Annotated in this window: 20 protein-coding genes; 6 read left to right on the top strand and 14 right to left on the bottom strand. The window is 64.5% G+C overall.

The window, feature by feature from the left end:
* Positions 1 to 30: 30 nt before the first annotated feature.
* A complete protein-coding gene (locus OIK40_RS00350; RefSeq protein ID WP_273675260.1) occupies positions 31 to 462 on the bottom strand; it encodes a (deoxy)nucleoside triphosphate pyrophosphohydrolase in 432 nt (143 codons plus the stop codon).
* 78 nt (positions 463 to 540) lie between these two features.
* Here OIK40_RS00350 and OIK40_RS00345 point away from each other — a divergent pair, with 78 nt between their 5' ends.
* Together OIK40_RS00345 and OIK40_RS00340 are read left to right on the top strand one after the other, a co-directional pair.
* The gene (locus OIK40_RS00345; protein WP_273675258.1) at positions 541 to 723 is read left to right on the top strand and encodes a Flp family type IVb pilin; all 183 of its coding nucleotides are present in this window, start codon (positions 541 to 543) and stop codon (positions 721 to 723) included.
* 120 nt (positions 724 to 843) lie between these two features.
* The gene (locus OIK40_RS00340) at positions 844 to 1,026 is read left to right on the top strand and encodes a Flp family type IVb pilin (protein WP_273675257.1); all 183 of its coding nucleotides are present in this window, start codon (positions 844 to 846) and stop codon (positions 1,024 to 1,026) included.
* Between the two features lie 93 nt (positions 1,027 to 1,119).
* Here the strand turns inward: OIK40_RS00340 and OIK40_RS00335 are convergent, their stop codons facing one another.
* From OIK40_RS00335 to OIK40_RS00315, 5 genes are all read right to left on the bottom strand, one after another.
* Positions 1,120 to 2,592, bottom strand: a complete 1,473-nt coding sequence (locus OIK40_RS00335; protein ID WP_273675256.1) for a M48 family metalloprotease — start codon at positions 2,590 to 2,592, stop codon at positions 1,120 to 1,122.
* A gap of 78 nt (positions 2,593 to 2,670) precedes the next feature.
* Positions 2,671 to 3,615 carry an acetyl-CoA carboxylase carboxyltransferase subunit alpha gene (locus OIK40_RS00330; RefSeq protein ID WP_273675254.1) on the bottom strand — a complete coding sequence of 315 codons (945 nt, stop codon included), beginning with the start codon at positions 3,613 to 3,615 and terminating at the stop codon, positions 2,671 to 2,673.
* 9 nt (positions 3,616 to 3,624) lie between these two features.
* Entirely contained in the window at positions 3,625 to 4,512 is an 888-nt protein-coding gene (locus OIK40_RS00325; protein WP_273675252.1) for a tyrosine recombinase, read from the bottom strand.
* 21 nt (positions 4,513 to 4,533) lie between these two features.
* On the bottom strand, positions 4,534 to 6,462 hold the full coding sequence (locus OIK40_RS00320; RefSeq protein WP_273675251.1) for a hypothetical protein: 1,929 nt from the start codon (positions 6,460 to 6,462) through the stop codon (positions 4,534 to 4,536).
* Entirely contained in the window at positions 6,459 to 6,659 is a 201-nt protein-coding gene (locus OIK40_RS00315) for a hypothetical protein (protein WP_273675250.1), read from the bottom strand. The genes OIK40_RS00320 and OIK40_RS00315 overlap by 4 nt, the downstream gene beginning before the upstream one ends.
* Positions 6,660 to 6,697: 38 nt before the next feature.
* Here OIK40_RS00315 and OIK40_RS00310 point away from each other — a divergent pair, with 38 nt between their 5' ends.
* Genes OIK40_RS00310 through OIK40_RS00295 form a run of 4 tightly spaced genes read left to right on the top strand, consistent with a single transcriptional unit; the run spans position 6,698 to position 9,610 of the window.
* On the top strand, positions 6,698 to 7,273 hold the full coding sequence (locus tag OIK40_RS00310; protein WP_273675248.1) for a shikimate kinase: 576 nt from the start codon (positions 6,698 to 6,700) through the stop codon (positions 7,271 to 7,273).
* Positions 7,264 to 8,382, top strand: coding sequence for a 3-dehydroquinate synthase (aroB, locus tag OIK40_RS00305; RefSeq protein ID WP_273675246.1), 1,119 nt, complete (start codon positions 7,264 to 7,266; stop codon positions 8,380 to 8,382). The genes OIK40_RS00310 and aroB overlap by 10 nt, the downstream gene beginning before the upstream one ends.
* A complete protein-coding gene (locus OIK40_RS00300) occupies positions 8,379 to 9,149 on the top strand; it encodes a cyclase family protein (RefSeq protein WP_273675245.1) in 771 nt (256 codons plus the stop codon). Before aroB ends, OIK40_RS00300 begins: the two co-directional genes overlap by 4 nt.
* The gene (locus OIK40_RS00295) at positions 9,146 to 9,610 is read left to right on the top strand and encodes a GNAT family N-acetyltransferase (RefSeq protein WP_273675244.1); all 465 of its coding nucleotides are present in this window, start codon (positions 9,146 to 9,148) and stop codon (positions 9,608 to 9,610) included. Before OIK40_RS00300 ends, OIK40_RS00295 begins: the two co-directional genes overlap by 4 nt.
* Positions 9,611 to 9,626: 16 nt before the next feature.
* On the opposite strand, the gene OIK40_RS00290 is transcribed toward OIK40_RS00295, so the two are convergent.
* The 8 genes from OIK40_RS00290 to bioB form a co-directional block, all read right to left on the bottom strand.
* Positions 9,627 to 9,908: a hypothetical protein gene (locus OIK40_RS00290; protein WP_273675242.1), complete on the bottom strand. Its 282-nt coding sequence runs from the start codon at positions 9,906 to 9,908 to the stop codon at positions 9,627 to 9,629.
* Positions 9,909 to 10,136: 228 nt separating this feature from the next.
* On the bottom strand, positions 10,137 to 10,508 hold the full coding sequence (locus OIK40_RS00285) for a tRNA-binding protein (RefSeq protein ID WP_273675241.1): 372 nt from the start codon (positions 10,506 to 10,508) through the stop codon (positions 10,137 to 10,139).
* Positions 10,508 to 12,562, bottom strand: a complete 2,055-nt coding sequence (locus OIK40_RS00280; protein WP_273676033.1) for an acetyl-CoA carboxylase biotin carboxylase subunit — start codon at positions 12,560 to 12,562, stop codon at positions 10,508 to 10,510. Before OIK40_RS00280 ends, OIK40_RS00285 begins: the two co-directional genes overlap by 1 nt.
* Positions 12,563 to 12,662: 100 nt before the next feature.
* Positions 12,663 to 13,103, bottom strand: a complete 441-nt coding sequence (locus OIK40_RS00275; RefSeq protein ID WP_273675239.1) for a hypothetical protein — start codon at positions 13,101 to 13,103, stop codon at positions 12,663 to 12,665.
* Between the two features lie 165 nt (positions 13,104 to 13,268).
* Positions 13,269 to 14,054 (bottom strand): heme-dependent oxidative N-demethylase family protein, encoded by a 786-nt coding sequence (locus OIK40_RS00270; protein WP_273675237.1) that lies wholly within the window; start codon positions 14,052 to 14,054, stop codon positions 13,269 to 13,271.
* On the bottom strand, positions 14,055 to 14,906 hold the full coding sequence (locus tag OIK40_RS00265; protein ID WP_273675235.1) for an alpha/beta hydrolase: 852 nt from the start codon (positions 14,904 to 14,906) through the stop codon (positions 14,055 to 14,057).
* On the bottom strand, positions 14,903 to 15,106 hold the full coding sequence (locus tag OIK40_RS00260) for a hypothetical protein (protein ID WP_273675234.1): 204 nt from the start codon (positions 15,104 to 15,106) through the stop codon (positions 14,903 to 14,905). The genes OIK40_RS00265 and OIK40_RS00260 overlap by 4 nt, the downstream gene beginning before the upstream one ends.
* Positions 15,106 to 16,116: a biotin synthase BioB gene (gene bioB, locus OIK40_RS00255; RefSeq protein ID WP_273675232.1), complete on the bottom strand. Its 1,011-nt coding sequence runs from the start codon at positions 16,114 to 16,116 to the stop codon at positions 15,106 to 15,108. The genes OIK40_RS00260 and bioB overlap by 1 nt, the downstream gene beginning before the upstream one ends.
* Positions 16,117 to 16,219 lie beyond the last annotated feature (103 nt).

Genomic DNA, 16,219 nt, shown 5'->3' with positions numbered 1-16,219 from the left:
CAAAGCTTGGCAAGTGGGCTTTGTCGGCTTTCAGTGTTTTTGGAAAAGTTGATCCGCCAGCAGCACATCGAGCGGTGGCTTTGGCAGAGCCAACGCGTCGGCGGGGGTGAACCAGTCGATCTGTCCGCCTTCCAGCGCCTGCGGTTCGCCGTGCCAACTGCGGATTCTGTAAAGCAGGATGACAATCGCCGGGCCGGTGTCATGAGGTGCAGTTTCGGCAAATCCGACCGGTTCGGGCGCGGCCTCGCGGCAATCGATCCCAAGCTCTTCGTGCAATTCGCGGAACAAAGCTTCTACAGGAATTTCAGATAGTTCTACCTTCCCGCCCGGGAATTCCCAAAGCCCGGCATGGTGCTTTCCTGCGGGGCGGCGATGCATCAGCCAGCGCCCGTCCTCGCCGCAAAGCGCCGCTGCCACCACCAGCATGGGGCGTTCTGCCGTGTCGGTTTTTTTTCCAGTCATCGGGTCTCAATCAACCTTTTCTTAACCCGCAACACCGATTCTCCGAAACATCAGGACGCAGAAAACAGGTGCCCCACGATGTTGACGACCCTCTTCAGGACCATGTGGGACGATACGTCTGGGGCCACCGCCGTCGAATACGGCCTGATTGTCGCTCTTGTCGTTGTTGCTATGATTGTCTCGCTGCAAGCAGTTGCTGATGTGACAATCCTCACTTGGGACACCGTCAAGACGGCAGGCGTGGCTGCGATGAGCGCCTGACATCGGAAAAAAGAATTTCGAGTTAGGAATTTCTCAATAGCTGCCGATTAATCGAATGAATACCGGGCCGGGCCAAGCGGAACGGTAAGGGTACCGAAGACCGAAACCAGGAGACTATCAATGACCTTCATCAACAAGCTTCTTCGTGACGAGCAGGGCGCGACCGCCATCGAATACGGCCTAATCGCCGCTCTCATCGCCGTTGCCGCCATCGTCGGCATGCAGGCTCTGGGCACCACCCTGCAGGGCACCTTCAACAACGTTTCGACCAAGATGCAGCCGGGCGTGACCGGCGGCGCGTAAGTCGCATCGTCTTTACCAACGGGAAGCGGCGGGGAATTTCCCCGCCGCTTTTCGTTTGTGCGCCGCAGATTCGAAAAAAGCGCGCTGCGGCCGCTACCGCGCGCGCACCACCAGCTTGACCTTCTGCCCCGGCACCAGCGTATCGCGGCTGCCCAGCGCATTGAGAACGCGGAACCGTTCTTCCTGTGCGTCGGCATAGGCCATGCGCCGCGCAAGGCTGGCAATCGTATCGCCCCGCTGCACCGTTACCACCTGCAGCCGCTTGGGCACCACCGCACCGGCATCGGCCTGCGAGATCGGGCGCATCGACTGGAACATCGGGTTGAACACCGCCGCGCGCCCGGCAGGGGCGATGGCGGTGAAGTGATAGGCCCGGTTTCGCGCGAATTCATAGGCGAAGACAATCACATCGACCTGCGAATTGCCGTTGTTGACGCGCGCCTCACCCACCATCGCAGACAGGCCGTTTACGCTGGTGCGCTGCATCCGCTGGGGGGCAAGCGTGCTATTCTGCCCGCCCAGCGCGCTAAATTGTTGCCGGACGTAGGTATCAAGATTCCCGTTATAGGCGGCCGTGGACATCTGCGCCTGGCCACCCTGCCCGTTGATGCTGACGGCGCGCGGACTGTTGATCATGTAAAAGCCCTGGGGCGCGGTGAAGGACAGGCGCAGTTCGGGATGGATGAAGCGGCTGCCTTCGATGATGCCCTGCGCAGGATCGTCACCGTAAAGCAGTCCGTCGATGCGCGAGAGAAACAGGTCGCGGTCGCTGCGCCCGCCTGCCGCCGCGCCCGCCTTGGCCAGCGCGCCCTGCACGCGGCTGGCGGGATCGGGGTGGGTCGAGGCCCATGCAGGTATGCTCGCATTCCGGCCCTGCAACCGCGCATCAAGCGTGTTCTGCGCCGCAAGGCTCGCCAGCACCGTGCCCATCGCACGACGATCATAGCCCGCGCGCGCGAGGTACTGGATGCCCAGATCGTCCGCCTCCAGCTCCTGCGAACGCGAGAATTTGAGCGTCAGCAGCTGCGAGCCCTGCAGGAACCCGCGCGACAGGGTTTCGCCCAGCCCCGAATCGCCAAGCAGGATCGAGGAACCAATCGCGCCCAGCACGCCGAGAATGGAATTGGTCTGCGCCGCCTGCTGCCGCCGCTGGCTGTGGCGCGCCGCGACATGGCCGACTTCGTGTCCGAGAACCGCCGCCAGTTCGGCTTCGTTGTTCATCAGCGTCACCAGCTGGCGCGTGGTGTAGATATAGCCGCCCGGCACCGCGAATGCGTTGTTGACGGGGGAATTGAGCAGGCTGACGGTAAAGCTTTCGCGCGCATTGCCGAGGCCGGACTGAACCGCGATGTTCTTGCCCACCTGTTCGACATAGGCTGCCTGCGCCCCGCTCATCGCGCCGCCGAATTCGGCCAAGAATTGCGGGTGATACTGCGCCCCCTGCTGGGCCTCGGAAGGGGTAATCGGGGTCGAGGCCGAGGGGATGGAAGCCCCCGCCCCCATGCATCCGGCCAGCGCCAGCGGCGCCGCGCCCGCTGCAAGGATCGTGCGAATTATACGTGCCATGGCTATCTCCCTCCCGCGTCTGCGTGACGCCAGCCTATCGGCAAACCCGGTTTGCGCAAAGACCTGAAGGAGTGCGGCTTAACCTCCGATGGCGAGGAACCGTTCTTCGCGCTGCGCGATCAGCGCTTCGTCGGTGCTGCCCGACAGGAGATCGATCTCCTCGGTCAGCGCCTGCCCGAGCAGCCGCGCTGCTGCCACCGGATCACGCTGCGCGCCGCCGACCGGCTCCTTGACGATGCGGTCGATCACATTGTCGCGCTTCAGGTGCTGCGCGGTAACCTTCATCGCCTGCGCGGCATCGGCCGCCTTTTCGCTGGTGCGCCACAGAATCGATGCGCAGCCTTCGGGCGAGATCACCGAATAGACCGCATGCTCCATCATCAGCACCCGGTTGGCCGAGGCAAGCGCCACCGCGCCGCCCGATCCGCCTTCTCCCACGATCGCGGCGACCATCGGCACCGGCAGCGCAAGGCAGGCCTCGGTCGCGCGGGCGATGGCTTCGGCCTGCCCGCGTTCTTCCGCCTCGATCCCCGGAAACGCGCCCGAGGTATCCACCAGCGTCACCACCGGCAGACCGAATCGGCCCGCCAGTTCCATCAGGCGGATCGCCTTGCGATAGCCTTCCGGCTTGCCCATGCCGAAATTGTGACGGATGCGGCTTTGCGTATCGTTGCCCTTTTCGTGGCCGATCAGCATCACCCGCCGCCCGTTCAGCGTCGCGAAGCCGCCCATGATGGCAAGATCATCGGCATAGAGCCGGTCCCCGCCCAAGGGCATGAAATCGCTGAAGGCGTGCGCCACGTAATCGCGGAAATGGGGCCGCTGCGGATGGCGCGCGACCTGGGTCTTCTGCCACGGCGTGAGCGAGGCGTAGGTGCTGGCGAGCAGCTCGGTGCTTTTGGCTTCGAGCCGGGCAATCTCTTGCGCGACGTCGACATCATGCAGCGCGTTCACATCGCGCAGCTGTGTGATGCGCTCTTCAAGCTGGGCAACCGGCTTCTCGAAATCGAGATAGGAAATCATGCCGCGGCGCTAGTCCGATGTTGCGCGCGTGGCAAGCGGATGCCGCGAATTGACGAGCGCGACCAGCCGCGCCGGTTCGACATGAGTATAGATCTGCGTCGTCGCGATGTCGGCATGGCCGAGCAGAGTCTGCAACACGCGCAGGTCCGCCCCGCCTTCGAGCAGGTGGGTGGCGAAGGCATGGCGCAGCACGTGCGGGCTGACCTTTGCCGGATCCAGCCCCGCGCGCGCGGAAAGGCCCTTGAGCAACTGGAACAGACGCACGCGGGTGATCGGTTTGCCGTCTTTCGATGGAAACAGGTAACGCGAGGCGGGCAGTCCCGGCCGCACCGCGATCCAGCGCGCCAGTGCCTCCATCGCCCGCGCGCCCACCGGCACCAGCCGGGTGGTGCCGCCCTTGCCGTTGACGGTCAGGAACGGCGCATCGCGCGGCACGGCCACCAACGGCAGCATCACCAGTTCGCTCGCCCGCAGGCCCGAACCATACAGCAGTTCGAGCAGCGCGAGGTTCCGCACAGATCTGGGTTCTTCGCCCGCAGCTTCGAGTTCGGCGCGGGCGAACAGCGCGGCGATCTGATCGTGGTCCAGCACCTTGGGCAGCGGGCGGCGCGCGCGGGGGGACGGCAGCGCGCCCGAAGGATCGTCACGCCGCCAGCCTTCGTCCAGCGCAAAGCCGAAAAACTGCCGTAGCGCCGATGCCTTGCGCGCGACGCTGGCCGGGGCGAGCGCGGCCCATTCCTGTGCGAGGGATGCAACCGCATCGCGCGGAGCGGCGGAAAGATCGCCGATCGCTTCCTCGGCCCCTGCCAGATCAAGGGCATAGGCGGCCAGCGTGTTGGGCGCAGCGCCGCGTTCGGCGGCGAGCATCGCGAGAAAGGCCTGCGTGGCTGCCGACATGGCCGCGCGCCCCTTTCCGCCTCAGCCCCGCGCAACCGCCTCGGCGGCGATCATCCGGGCTTCGGCTTCCAGCCCCACCCGGCGCAGCGCGGAGGTGATGTGATAGAGGTGCAGCGGGGTCATCGCCTTCCAGCTTGTCCCCTGCATCCCCAATCCGGCGAGCAGCGCGACCAGCGCCGGATTATTGACTTCGGCAGCCTGCGCGATCGCGCGGCTCCAGCGGGTCTGGCGGGCAAGATCGATCCCGACGCGTTCGGCCAGCGCGCCGGCATTACCCGACGAAACCTTGCCCAGTCCGGCAAGGCCCGCGACGAGAAAGGCCGATTTGCGCGCACCCGCGCTGTCGTCATCGTCAAGGAAGGCGTCGATTCCCTCGCTTGCCGCACCATTCGTGCCGGGGGCGGCCAGCGCGACCAGCGCCCAGCCGAGCGATCCGTCCTCAACCACATTGCGCCATGCCAGCGCGTCACGATCAAGCCCGGCGGTCAGCATCGATGCAATCAACCCGCCTGCCGCATCGGCATGGACGGCATCGGCGGGAATGCGCGCGGCGGCATAGGCGGTCAGCACCCGCGCGCCGTAACCGTCACCGCCGCCGATCCCCTCTCCCGAGTCCCACAACCGCTGCATCGCAGCGATACGGGCGGCAGGATCAGGTGCGAGATAGGCCTCGCGCAATGTCGCGGCCGTGGTGGCCGCATCGCCGCTCGCCGCCGGATCGGCGTAAACCGCGCTGTAAAGGTCGATCAGCGCCTGCGATGACAGCACGCCGTCGCGCGCGGCACGTCCGGCAAAGGGCGTGCGCTGGATCGCGGGGAGCATCGGCAACAACGCACCGGAACGCGCGTAATAGGCACCGCCCTGCGCCGTAAGCGCACTGTCGAGCAGGCTTTCCGGCACCGGCTCGCCAAGCGCGGTGGCGAGACCGAACCGCCACGGGTTGAGATCTTCGACCCCGTCCCACTCGATCTCCACCGCGCGCTGGCCGCGCCCAGCCGCCCCGGCAAAACGGCGCGCAAGAAGGATGTCGATCCGCGGCGCGATTCCGCGGAACAGTGCCCGGTCAAGCTGCGAGGCGGCAAGCGCGCTTTCCCCGGCATAGGCATTGCAGATCGCCTGCATCAGCTGCCATTCGCCGTCCTCGCGCGAAGACCCCTGCAAACGCACCGCAGGGCAGGCGCCGGTAATGTCGCCCACGCCGATATAGGCCTTGAGCGCTTCGGCGGTCAGCTCGCCCGACCAGTTGGCAGTGTCGATGTCCTGCACCACAGCGCGCGCCACGGCGAATTCGCCCAACCGGTTGAGCAAGGCGACGCGCAAGGTGGCGAATTCTGCCGGTGCCATGCCGTCCGGTGCGGCCATGCGGCTGGCAAGCGCGCGGCGCAGCAGGATATGGCCCCAGCGCGATACCATCGGCCCTCTGTTGCCCGCCAGCGCGGCGCGCACCAGCGCGGGCGGCTGCTTGGCCAGCGCGCGCGGCGGCAAGCCGCCCTCAGCGCTCGACAGCACGCCGACGCGGGTCATCGCGCGGCGCGCACCCGGGGGAATGTCGAATTTCGGCTTCAGCCCCAGCAGCTGGTCGAGCTCCTCGGTCGACATACCTTCCAGCTCTTCAAGGGTCGGCAGGCGGGCGAGATCGTCGCGCGAGATCGAAGGCAGGGGCGCTGTCTCTGCCGAAGCCGCAGGCGCGGCCGGAATGCCGCCCGCGACGGGCACAGCATCGCCCGGTGCGGGACGGGCGATGGGCGGCGGCGCAGTGGTGGCGGCCGAGCGCGGGGACGGCGTCGGACTGGGCGCGGGGACGGGATCGTCGAAACCCGGCGGCAGGATCGATTCGGGCTTCCCCTGCGCGGCGGCAAAGCTGGCCAGACCAGCGCCGCCCAGCGCGCCGGCCAATCCCAACGCCAGCATGCTCCCCGCCAAGGCGAAACGCGTGCGCGGAGCGATCATTGCCGGGCCTCCGGCAAGTCGACCGGTTGTGCGATCGGATGCAGCGGTTCTTCCCCGCCGTCGATCCATGCCAGTACCGCCAGCGCGGCAATGACGATCAGCACCAGACCCAGCCGCCGCACGCGCAAGCGGGGTTGCAGCGCCGGTTCTCGCGCGAGGATCTGCCGTGATGCCAGCGGTCGGGACAGGTTTGCCATATTGCACGCGCCCTAGCCCATCTATAGGCCGTGCGGCAATGTCCGCCGAGCCTGCATCAACCGAACAGACACCCGCCGCTTTCGCAGCCGTGGCCGCGCGCATTGCGCGTCCGGTGGTGCTCGTCGGGCTGATGGGGGTGGGCAAGTCCACCGTCGGGCGCAAACTGGCACGGTTGCTAGAGCGCGATTTCGTCGATGCCGACGATGCCATTGCCGAAGCTGCGCAACTGAGCATCCCGGAAATCTTCGAACAGTTCGGCGAAGCCTATTTCCGCGACGGCGAGCGGCGCGTGATCGCCCGGCTGATAGAGGAAGGCCACGGGGTGATCGCCACCGGCGGCGGGGCCTTTGTCGATCCGTCCACCCGCGCGCTGATCCTTGAACGAGCCATCCCGGTGTGGATCGATGCCGATGTCGATACGCTGGTGGAACGCACCGCGCGGCGCAACACGCGCCCGCTGCTGCGCAATGGCAACCCCCGGGAAATCCTGACCCGGCTGGCCGCCGAACGCACGCCCTTCTATTCGCAGGCCCCCATCCGCGTGGTGAGCGAGAACGGCCCCCATGCCGATACCGCCCGCGCCATCATCGAGGCGATTGACCAATGGCTGTAATTCCCGTCGCGCTGGCCGGACGCGCCTATGACGTGATGATCGAGGAAGGGCTGCTGGCACGGCTGGGAGAGGCTGCGGCGCCATTCCTCGCTTCCTATGCGGGCGGCCGCAAGGTGCCCTTTGTCGCGGACGCGAACACATATCGACTCTATCATGCCGCCGTTGACGCCGATCTCGCCGCTTGCGGATTTGCCGCCGAATGGTTCGTCGTCGAACCGGGCGAGAACGCGAAAAGCTGGCGGGTGCTCGAACAGCTGACCGACTGGCTGCTGGCACTTGGCGTCACGAGGAAGGATCATGTCTTTGCGCTCGGCGGAGGGGTGGTGGGCGATCTGGTCGGCTTTGCCTGCGCCATCACCAAGCGCGGCTGCGGCTTCGTGCAATTACCGACGACGCTGCTGGCACAGGTCGACAGTTCGGTCGGCGGCAAGACCGCGATCAACACCGGCGCAGGCAAGAACCTGATCGGTGCGTTTCACCAGCCTTCGCTGGTTCTGATCGACCCGCTGGTGCTGGGCACCCTGCCCGACCGCGAAATGCGCGCCGGCTATGCCGAGGTGCTGAAATATGGCCTGCTGGGCGACGCAGCCTTCTTTGCATGGCTGGAGGCCAACGGCGACAAGGTGCTGGCGCGCGAACCCGCCGCGCTGGAACACGCCATCGCCACCAGCATCGCGATGAAGGCAAGGATCGTCGCCGAGGACGAGCGCGAAACGATGGACCGCCGCGCGCTGCTCAATCTCGGGCACACCTTCGGCCATGCGCTGGAAGCCGAGACCGGCTTTTCCGACCGGCTGCTGCATGGCGAGGCGGTGGCAATGGGCATGGTGCTGGCGGCGCGCTATTCCGCGCGGCGCGGGGAGATTTCGCACGAGGATGCCGATCGGGCGACGCGCGCAGTTGCCGCAGCGGGCCTGTCTGCCAGCCTCACGGCGCTGGGCCTTGCCTGCGACGGCGCGGCCCTGGTTGATCACATGCGCCACGACAAGAAGGCCGAAGGCACGACCCTGCCCTTCCTGCTGCTGCGCCAACTGGGCGAAGCCTATGTCGCGCGCGACGTCGATCTGGCGGACATCGCCGCCTTTCTGGACGGAGAACTCGGCCAATGACGCGCTTCATCGACCTCTCCATTCCGATCACCAATGACGTGATCTCCGATCCCGAGGTGATGCGGCCCAAGGTCACCTACATGACCCACGAGAATACGTGGGAACAGATCGCGATGTTCTTCCCCGGCTTGCAGCGCGAGGATCTGCCCGACGGCGAAGGCTGGGCGGTCGAATTCGTCGAGCTTTCTACCCATAACGGCACCCACATGGACGCGCCGTGGCATTTCCATTCGACCACGGATTCGGGCGCACGCCCTGCCCCGAGCATCGACGAAGCCCCGCTCGACCGCTTTTTCCGCCCCGGCGTGAAACTGGATTTCTCGGGCCTCCCCCACGGCCATGTCGTCAGCGCTGCCGAAGTGCAGGCCGAACTGGCGCGGATCGGCTACAGCCTCGAACCGCTCGATATCGTGTTGGTGCAATCGGGCGCGGTCTACGGCACCGATGGCTTCACCGATCAGGGCGTGGGCCTTGGTGCGGAGGCGACCTTGTGGCTGACCGAACAGGGTATCGAAGTGGTCGGCACCGACGCATGGAGCTGGGACGCGCCCTTCAGCCACACCGCGCGGCGCTGGGCCGAGAACCGCGATCCTTCGATCATCTGGGAAGGCCACAAGGCCGGGCGCATCCGGCCCTATTACCAGATCGAAAAGCTGGCGAACCTCGCCGCCCTGCCCCCGCACGGCTTCATGGTCAGCTGTTTTCCGGTGAAGATCGAACGCGCGAGTGCAGGCTGGATTCGCGCCGTGGCGATGATCGGGGATTGAGTTTGCGGATCGCCCCTGCCGATCTTGCCGACCAGCAGGTTCGCGACCTGATCGCCTTTCACCAGCGCAGCATGGTTGCAGGCTCGCCCCCCGGGCTAAGCTTCGCGCTCGATATTAGCGGTTTGCAGGCTGAAAACGTCACCGTCTGGGCAGTTCATGTGGCGGAGCGGGTGGCAGCAATCGGCGCGATGAAGCGCCTCGACAGCATGCGCGGCGAAATCAAATCGATGCGCACCCATCCCGACTTCCTGCGGCAGGGGATTGCAACGGCGTTGCTGGAAGCGATCATCGAACAGGCGCGCGCCGACGGACTGGCCGTTGTAAGTCTGGAAACCGGCAGCGGGCCTGCATTCGAACCGGCGCTCGCCCTCTATCGTAATCGCGGCTTTGTGAACGGTCCGGCCTTTGCCGATTACGTTCTGACCGATTTCAACCAGTGCCTGCATCTGGCGCTCGGCTGAGCGGCGTAATGGCGCGTTACCCGACCGGCCTGCTCGGCAGCTTGGCGACGTTGTCAGGCGAGGCAGCGTCTTTCGCGGCCTTTATCGAAGCTTCTTCCTCCAGCATCCTGTCATGCTCGGCGAACAACCGTTCGATCTCTCCGCGACGTTCGAGCAGCATGTAGGCGATCCCCGGCGCCAGGCTTTCGCCTTCGCCGATCTGTCCGAGCAACCCGGCAATGTCGCTCACGGTCGCATCGCGCGCGGTCTTGAAGAAGTTCCCCTTGCGATCGAAAAACCCCGTCCCTGTATGTGCCATGATCAAATCCTCCCACCGAGATTCAATCCGTACGCGGGAAATTCCGCGAATCGGCGGATCGATTGTCACTCATGGTCGGGGCTGTAAGATAGATGTCATGCGTATTTTTTGCGCCAAATCATCAATCTGACGCAGATTTACAACGCTTTATGTAACATAAACGCCGCCCCGCGCCGCATTGTTTCAAGCCATTGAAACGAATAGACGCGGCGTTAGCTTGTCGGCCGGCTAGAACAGTCGGGATCCTTCCGGCACGCGGGTGTCGGGCGCAAACAGCACGACCTCTCCGGCCGCATCGGCGAACCCGAGTGTCAGCACTTCGGACATGGCCGGGCCGATCTGCCGCGGCGGGAAATTGACGACCGCTGCGATCTGCCGCCCGACCAGTTCGTCGGGATGGTAATTGACGGCAATCTGCGCACAGCTTTTCTTCACACCGATCACCGGGCCGAAATCGATCCGCAGCCGATAGCTCGGCTTGCGCGCCTCGGGAAATTCCTCGGCCGCCAGCACGGTCCCGATGCGAATATCGACCTTGAGGAAATCCTCGAAGCCAATCTGCTCGCCCGCAGGCGCATCGGGATCGTGCCGGACGTGCATTATTCCAGTTCGAGGATCACGGCGTCGACCGCCAGACTCTCGCCTTCGGCAGCGTTGATCTTCGCGATCACGCCTTCCTTTTCGGCGCGCAGGATGTTTTCCATCTTCATCGCCTCCACCGTGGCCAGCGGCTGGCCCGGCTGCACGGTCTCGCCCGCAGCGACGTGGAGCTTCACCAGCATCCCCGGCATCGGGCAGATCAGCATGCGCGAAAGATCCGGCGGCTCCTTTTCGAGCATCAGGCTTTCATGGCGGGCAAGGCGCAGCGGCAGCACCAGCGCGCTATGCGCAGCGCCGCGGGTCGTGACCTTCCACTGGTTGCCGTTGCGCTCGACGATCAGGCCGAAACGCACTTCCTCACCGTCACCGATCTTGCCGGTGGCTTCAGCGTGGACCATGCCGGGTTGCCAGTCGCAGTGACCTTCGACCCGCACCCCGTCGACCATCGCATGACCATCGCCGAGCACCACTTCGAAGCGTTCGTCGCCCAATTTTACCAGCCATTCGCTGGCGACCGGCAACGGCCCGTCGAGCTGGCCCGAAATGCGGCGCGAGCGCGATTGCAGGGTGTATTCGTTGCCCGCGCACACAGCCGCGAGAATGCGGCGGAAATCTTCCGACGTTGCCGCGCCCTCGAACCCTTCGGGATATTCCTCGGCGATGAAGCCGGTGGTCAGTTCCCCCGAACGGAAACGCGGGTGCTGCATGATCGCGGACAGGAAATCGACATTGTGGCCGAGCCCCTTGATGCGGAAATTGTCGAGCGCCTCGATCTGCAGATCCGCCGCCTCGTCGCGGGTCGGTGCCCAGGTAATCAGCTTGGCGATCATCGGGTCGTAGAACATCGACACCTCGCCGCCTTCGTAAACCCCGTCATCGACGCGCACCGATCCGCTGCCGCGCGCGACACCGCGCCGCGGCAGGCCTGCGACAGTCTCGTCCTCGCTCCAGCCGGGGATCGGCGGGGCATAGTGGGTAAGGCGTCCGGTCGACGGCAGGAAGCCGCGATAGGGGTCTTCGGCATAGACGCGGTTTTCGATCGACCAGCCGTGAATGCCGATATCGTCCTGCGTCATGCTGAGCTTTTCCCCGGCCGCGACGCGGATCATCTGCTCGACCAGATCGATGCCGGTGATCGCTTCAGTGACGGGGTGTTCGACCTGAAGCCGGGTGTTCATTTCAAGGAAGTAGAAGCTTTCCCCCGTAGGGTCCGCGCCGCTCACGATCAGTTCGACCGTGCCCGCGCTGTGATATCCGACCGCCCGCGAAAGGGCGACGCATTGCTCGCCCATCGCCTTGCGCATCTTGGGGGTCACGAAGGGCGACGGCGCTTCCTCGACCACCTTCTGGTGTCGGCGCTGGATCGAACATTCGCGCTCGTTGAGGTAGAGGATGTTGCCGTGCTTGTCGCCGAGGATCTGGATTTCGATATGGCGCGGGTTGAGAATGAACTTCTCGATAAAGACGCGGTCATCGCCGAAGGAGTTGAGCCCCTCGCGCTTCACGCTTTCAAAGCCCTCGCGCACGTCAGCCTCGCTATACGCAAGGCGCATTCCCTTGCCCCCGCCACCGGCAGAGGCCTTCATCATCACCGGATAGCCGATCTGGTTGGCGATCCGCACCGCGTGCTCGGTATCCTCGATTTCGCCGACGAAGCCGGGCACGACATTGACGCCCGCTTCCTTGGCCAGCTTTTTGGATTCGATCTTGTCGCCCATCGCAGCAATTGCGTTCACCGGCGGGCCGATGAAGGCGATGCCCTCGGCCTCAAGCGCCTCGACGAAGCTCGCACGCTCGGACAGGAAGCCATAGCCCGGGTGCACCGCCTCTGCCCCGGTCTGCTTGCACGCGGCGATGATCTTTTCGGGGATCAGATAGGATTCTGCCGCAGGCGACGGGCCGATATGCACCGCCTCGTCGGCCATTTTCACGAAGGGCGCGCGCGCATCGGCATCGGAATAGACCGCGACGGTCTTGATACCCATTTTCCGCGCGGTGGTAATGACCCGGCAGGCGATCTCGCCGCGGTTGGCAATCAGGATTTTCGAGAACAAACGGGCCTCCGGCTGTGGCATTTGCGTAATACGCCTATGCCGTGGTCGGAGGCCCGTATCAAGAGAGCCAAGTCAGGCTCGCAAATAGACTAGCGGGCTATTACCGGTCGATGTGCCCGACCTCTTCTTTCTGGTCCGCAATCAGGCTTTGATATTTTTGCCAATATTCGTTGGCTGCTTCCTCGCTGCCCGTATGCTCAACCAATCCTGCCCACCATTTCCGGCCATTCGGATTGCTTTCCCAGCCCATCTGAGCGATCCCGCCGGGCATCTTTCTGGCGAGCATCGTGTGCCATTCGCCGGAATTCATGTGGAAGATCATAGGCAGTTCCAAGCCAACTTTTACGCTGATTTCCTTGAAAACTTCCTGCATTTGGCGAGCTTCCCCAACCTTACCAGCATGATACCGCGTGTAGTTGATTTCGTACCAGTCCAGGTTGGCTTGCTTTGGAGCTTCCGCTTCCATGTGATTGTCAGCCAATGCTGGTGCAGCAGTCAACGGCATTGCAAATGCCGCAGCGATCATAAGTGTTTTACGCATAATTTCCCCCCTGAAATGTCAGTTTTGTCTTTCTAAATTAAGTGTTTGCCAATACTATTTATCCAGACCCGCATAGACTTAGCCTGAAGCTTACAATAAGTAAAGCAAGCCACATAAAACCACGAATTCAATGAAAATTATAAATTCAGAATCAGCAGGGAAAATCTAATGCTCCGAAATGTATCGTAGCATTGCATCCGCATAATTTGGTGATCCGCGCCTGTCGCTCTCACCGGCGATCATGTTTTGTACCGCACCTGCAAGCATTCTTTTGTTTTCACTTGAAAGCGTACCCAGCGGCTCGACATAAATCCCGATGGTGAACAGGATCGCGCCCGTCTGCGGCAGGCGCCGCAGGGTCTGGCGTTCGGAGCGCACGAACAGCGTTTCGCCCGCGTTCCCGGGCGTGACATGGGCGAAGGCCTCGTGCGGCGGACAATCGGGCAGCCAGCGGCGCTCACCCGTGGCCGCGATGAACCAGTTGCAGCGGCCGTAGATCGGGCCGGGGCGGAGCGTCTCCATGAAACGATCAACCCCGGTCGCAAGCTGTTGCTCGTAACCCGCAATCGGTGCGTGGAGCGCGCGCAGGGGAAGCCCTATTTTTTCGCCGGGGCGCCAGTCGGACGGCCAGGCGACTGCGGCTCCGATCAGGCGATAAACATCCTCGCCCTCGTGCCTTGTCAGCAGACACAGGTCTTCATGCACGGCGCTGGCGACTTCGGGGAGCGCGCCGTTCACACCCAGCATCGCCGCCAGTTCGCGTCCGGGCGCATCGACTTCAGGCGTCAGCTGCACGCCTTCGGGCCACTGCGCGAACCCTTCGGCCCGCGCCGCTAGATCAGGCTGCGGCTGGAGCCATTCGCGCTCTTCCAGCTTCACCAGCCCCATGCGCAGTTGCCCTCCCCCGCGCGCCTTGGGGAGCAGGCTGTCGACCGAAAAGCCGAGGCTCATTCAGCCGCCCCGCCGCTCGCAGCGCAGCGTGAAGCCGTATTCCTCCAGCCAGTCGGCCCCCGTCGGAAGCAGATATTGCAGCGCCTCGGGCAGCAGGCCGTGGAGGCTGTTGGAATGATGCAATTCGGTGCGCCGGTCGGAAAAGCAGTAGGGCTGCGCGGGCGGCAGACTATCCAGCAGCCGCAACATGCCCGTTTCGGTCGCTCCGCCCTCATCCGCAAGGCTGAGGTAAAGCGGCGGACGGGCTTCGGTGCCCGGCGGGCGACGGCTGAGCGCCTCGTGATCCCATTGCAGGCTGGGAGAGATCGCGGCGTATCCGGTGAACAACGCGGGCGTCTGCGCCCATGTCTCGACCACGAAATGGCCCGCCGCGCTTTCGCCGACGAGGACAGCGGTGCCGTCGGTGCGATAGCGCGCCTCGATCATCGGCTTGACGATGTCCGCCAGCCACGCCCGGAAGGCCGCGCTTTCGCCTGCGGTCGGCCAGCGCTTGCGCTCGGCCTCGTCACCGGTGGGCGGGAGCAGTTCGCGCTGGCGGTCCTTGGTCTCGATCCCAACCACGATCGCATCCTGACTGCGCCCCCACAGCGCGCCCCAACGCATCAGGCCGGTGCCCATCATCAGGTCTTGCGCCATGGCTCCGTCAAGCTGGTAGACCACCGGCCAGCGCCTTTCCGGATCCTCGGCATAATCGGGCGGCAGGACGATATTGACGCTGCGCTCGGCCCCCACCGCTTCGAACGTCACCGTCTCGCCGATGATGAGCGGTCGGGGCTGCGGGTAGGCGTTCGGATCGGCCAATGCCGGAACCGCGACCGCGAGGCTCAAAATCGATGCGAGAAGCAGCCTCACAGCATGCGCCTTCGCCTGCGATACCACGCCTTGAAAGCTGCGCCATACCAGCCAATCAACCCCGCCAGCACGAGCGCGCCGACCAGCCCCAGCAGTTTCGTCGATAGCGGTTCGTGAGATAACCACAGGATAAGCCAAAGAAAGCCGACGATCGAGGTGAGTATCTTCTGGAAATTCTCGAAGAGAAACCGGCCCAGCATTACGCCGCCGCCACCTTGGCTTTGCACGCCCGCGCGGGTTCCTCGCCCTTCAGCGCCGTCAGGCCCAGCTTGGCGAACAACGCGCCGTCGCTGTCATCGCCCGCATTGGGCGCGGTCAGCAGCTTGTCGCCGGTGAAGATCGAGTTTGCGCCCGCGAGGAAGCACAGGGCCTGCGTGGCTTCGGACATGGATTCGCGCCCCGCCGACAGCCGCACCATCGAGCGCGGCATGGTAATGCGCGCGACCGCGACGGTGCGGACGAACTCGATATCGTCGATCTTGGCGAGCGGCGTGTCGGCCAGCATATCGCCCAGCACCGTGCCCTTCACCGGCACCAGCGCGTTGACCGGCACGCTTTCGGGATGCTGCGGCAGAGTGGCGAGCGTGTGGACGAAGCCTACCCGATCCTCGCGCGTTTCGCCCATGCCGACGATCCCGCCGGAACACACGTTGATCCCCGCCTTGCGCACGTGATCGAGCGTATCGAGGCGGCACTGGAAATCGCGCGTGGAGATCACGCGCTCGTAATACTCCGGGCTGCTGTCGATATTGTGGTTGTAGTAATCGAGCCCCGCTTCCGCGAGCATCTCCGCCTGATGCGGTTCGAGCATCCCCAGCGTCATGCAGGTTTCGAGGCCCATGTCGCGTACGCCCTTCACGATCTCGACGATCGCGGGCATGTCGCGGTCCTTGGGATTGCGCCACGCTGCGCCCATGCAGAACCGCTGGCTACCCGCATCCTTCGCCTGCGCCGCGCGCTGGAGCACGGCCTGCACGTCCATCAGCTTGGTCGCCTCGACGCCGGAGTCCGCATGAACCGACTGCGAGCAATAGCCGCAGTCCTCAGGGCACCCGCCGGTCTTGATACTGAGCAGGGTGCACAGCTGGACTTCGGTCGCGGGGTGGTGTTCGCGGTGGACGCTGGCGGCCTGAAACAGCAGCTCGGTGAACGGCAGGTCGAAGAGGGCCGCGATCTCGGCGCGGGTCCAGTCGGTGCGGGGGTGGGTCAAAAATGTAAACTCCGTTCGGGCCGAGCCTGTCGAAGCCCTGCCTTTCAACTTCATGCCTCCGGTAGAAGAAAAAGCAGCCATTGGGCAACGCCCAGCATCGCTT

This window comes from Erythrobacter fulvus, assembly GCF_028595285.1.
Lineage (GTDB): Bacteria > Pseudomonadota > Alphaproteobacteria > Sphingomonadales > Sphingomonadaceae > Erythrobacter > Erythrobacter fulvus.
The sequence above is the reverse complement of the archived record's forward strand: the minus strand, read 5'-3'. Positions and strand labels throughout refer to the sequence as shown.

What these genes read in the sequence shown, in the direction of transcription:
- OIK40_RS00290 (WP_273675242.1), bottom strand. Translation starts at nt 9,908, where the DNA reads ATGGCACATACAGGGACGGGGTTTTTCGATCGCAAGGGGAACTTCTTC.
- OIK40_RS00330 (WP_273675254.1), bottom strand. Translation starts at nt 3,615, where the DNA reads ATGATTTCCTATCTCGATTTCGAGAAGCCGGTTGCCCAGCTTGAAGAG.
- OIK40_RS00345 (WP_273675258.1), top strand. Translation starts at nt 541, where the DNA reads ATGTTGACGACCCTCTTCAGGACCATGTGGGACGATACGTCTGGGGCC.
- OIK40_RS00300 (WP_273675245.1), top strand. Translation starts at nt 8,379, where the DNA reads ATGACGCGCTTCATCGACCTCTCCATTCCGATCACCAATGACGTGATC.
- OIK40_RS00320 (WP_273675251.1), bottom strand. Translation starts at nt 6,462, where the DNA reads ATGATCGCTCCGCGCACGCGTTTCGCCTTGGCGGGGAGCATGCTGGCG.
- OIK40_RS00260 (WP_273675234.1), bottom strand. Translation starts at nt 15,106, where the DNA reads ATGCTGGGCCGGTTTCTCTTCGAGAATTTCCAGAAGATACTCACCTCG.
- aroB (WP_273675246.1), top strand. Translation starts at nt 7,264, where the DNA reads ATGGCTGTAATTCCCGTCGCGCTGGCCGGACGCGCCTATGACGTGATG.
- OIK40_RS00325 (WP_273675252.1), bottom strand. Translation starts at nt 4,512, where the DNA reads ATGTCGGCAGCCACGCAGGCCTTTCTCGCGATGCTCGCCGCCGAACGC.
- OIK40_RS00310 (WP_273675248.1), top strand. Translation starts at nt 6,698, where the DNA reads ATGTCCGCCGAGCCTGCATCAACCGAACAGACACCCGCCGCTTTCGCA.
- OIK40_RS00350 (WP_273675260.1), bottom strand. Translation starts at nt 462, where the DNA reads ATGACTGGAAAAAAAACCGACACGGCAGAACGCCCCATGCTGGTGGTG.
- OIK40_RS00335 (WP_273675256.1), bottom strand. Translation starts at nt 2,592, where the DNA reads ATGGCACGTATAATTCGCACGATCCTTGCAGCGGGCGCGGCGCCGCTG.
- OIK40_RS00340 (WP_273675257.1), top strand. Translation starts at nt 844, where the DNA reads ATGACCTTCATCAACAAGCTTCTTCGTGACGAGCAGGGCGCGACCGCC.
- OIK40_RS00285 (WP_273675241.1), bottom strand. Translation starts at nt 10,508, where the DNA reads ATGCACGTCCGGCACGATCCCGATGCGCCTGCGGGCGAGCAGATTGGC.
- OIK40_RS00315 (WP_273675250.1), bottom strand. Translation starts at nt 6,659, where the DNA reads ATGGCAAACCTGTCCCGACCGCTGGCATCACGGCAGATCCTCGCGCGA.
- OIK40_RS00270 (WP_273675237.1), bottom strand. Translation starts at nt 14,054, where the DNA reads ATGAGCCTCGGCTTTTCGGTCGACAGCCTGCTCCCCAAGGCGCGCGGG.
- OIK40_RS00275 (WP_273675239.1), bottom strand. Translation starts at nt 13,103, where the DNA reads ATGCGTAAAACACTTATGATCGCTGCGGCATTTGCAATGCCGTTGACT.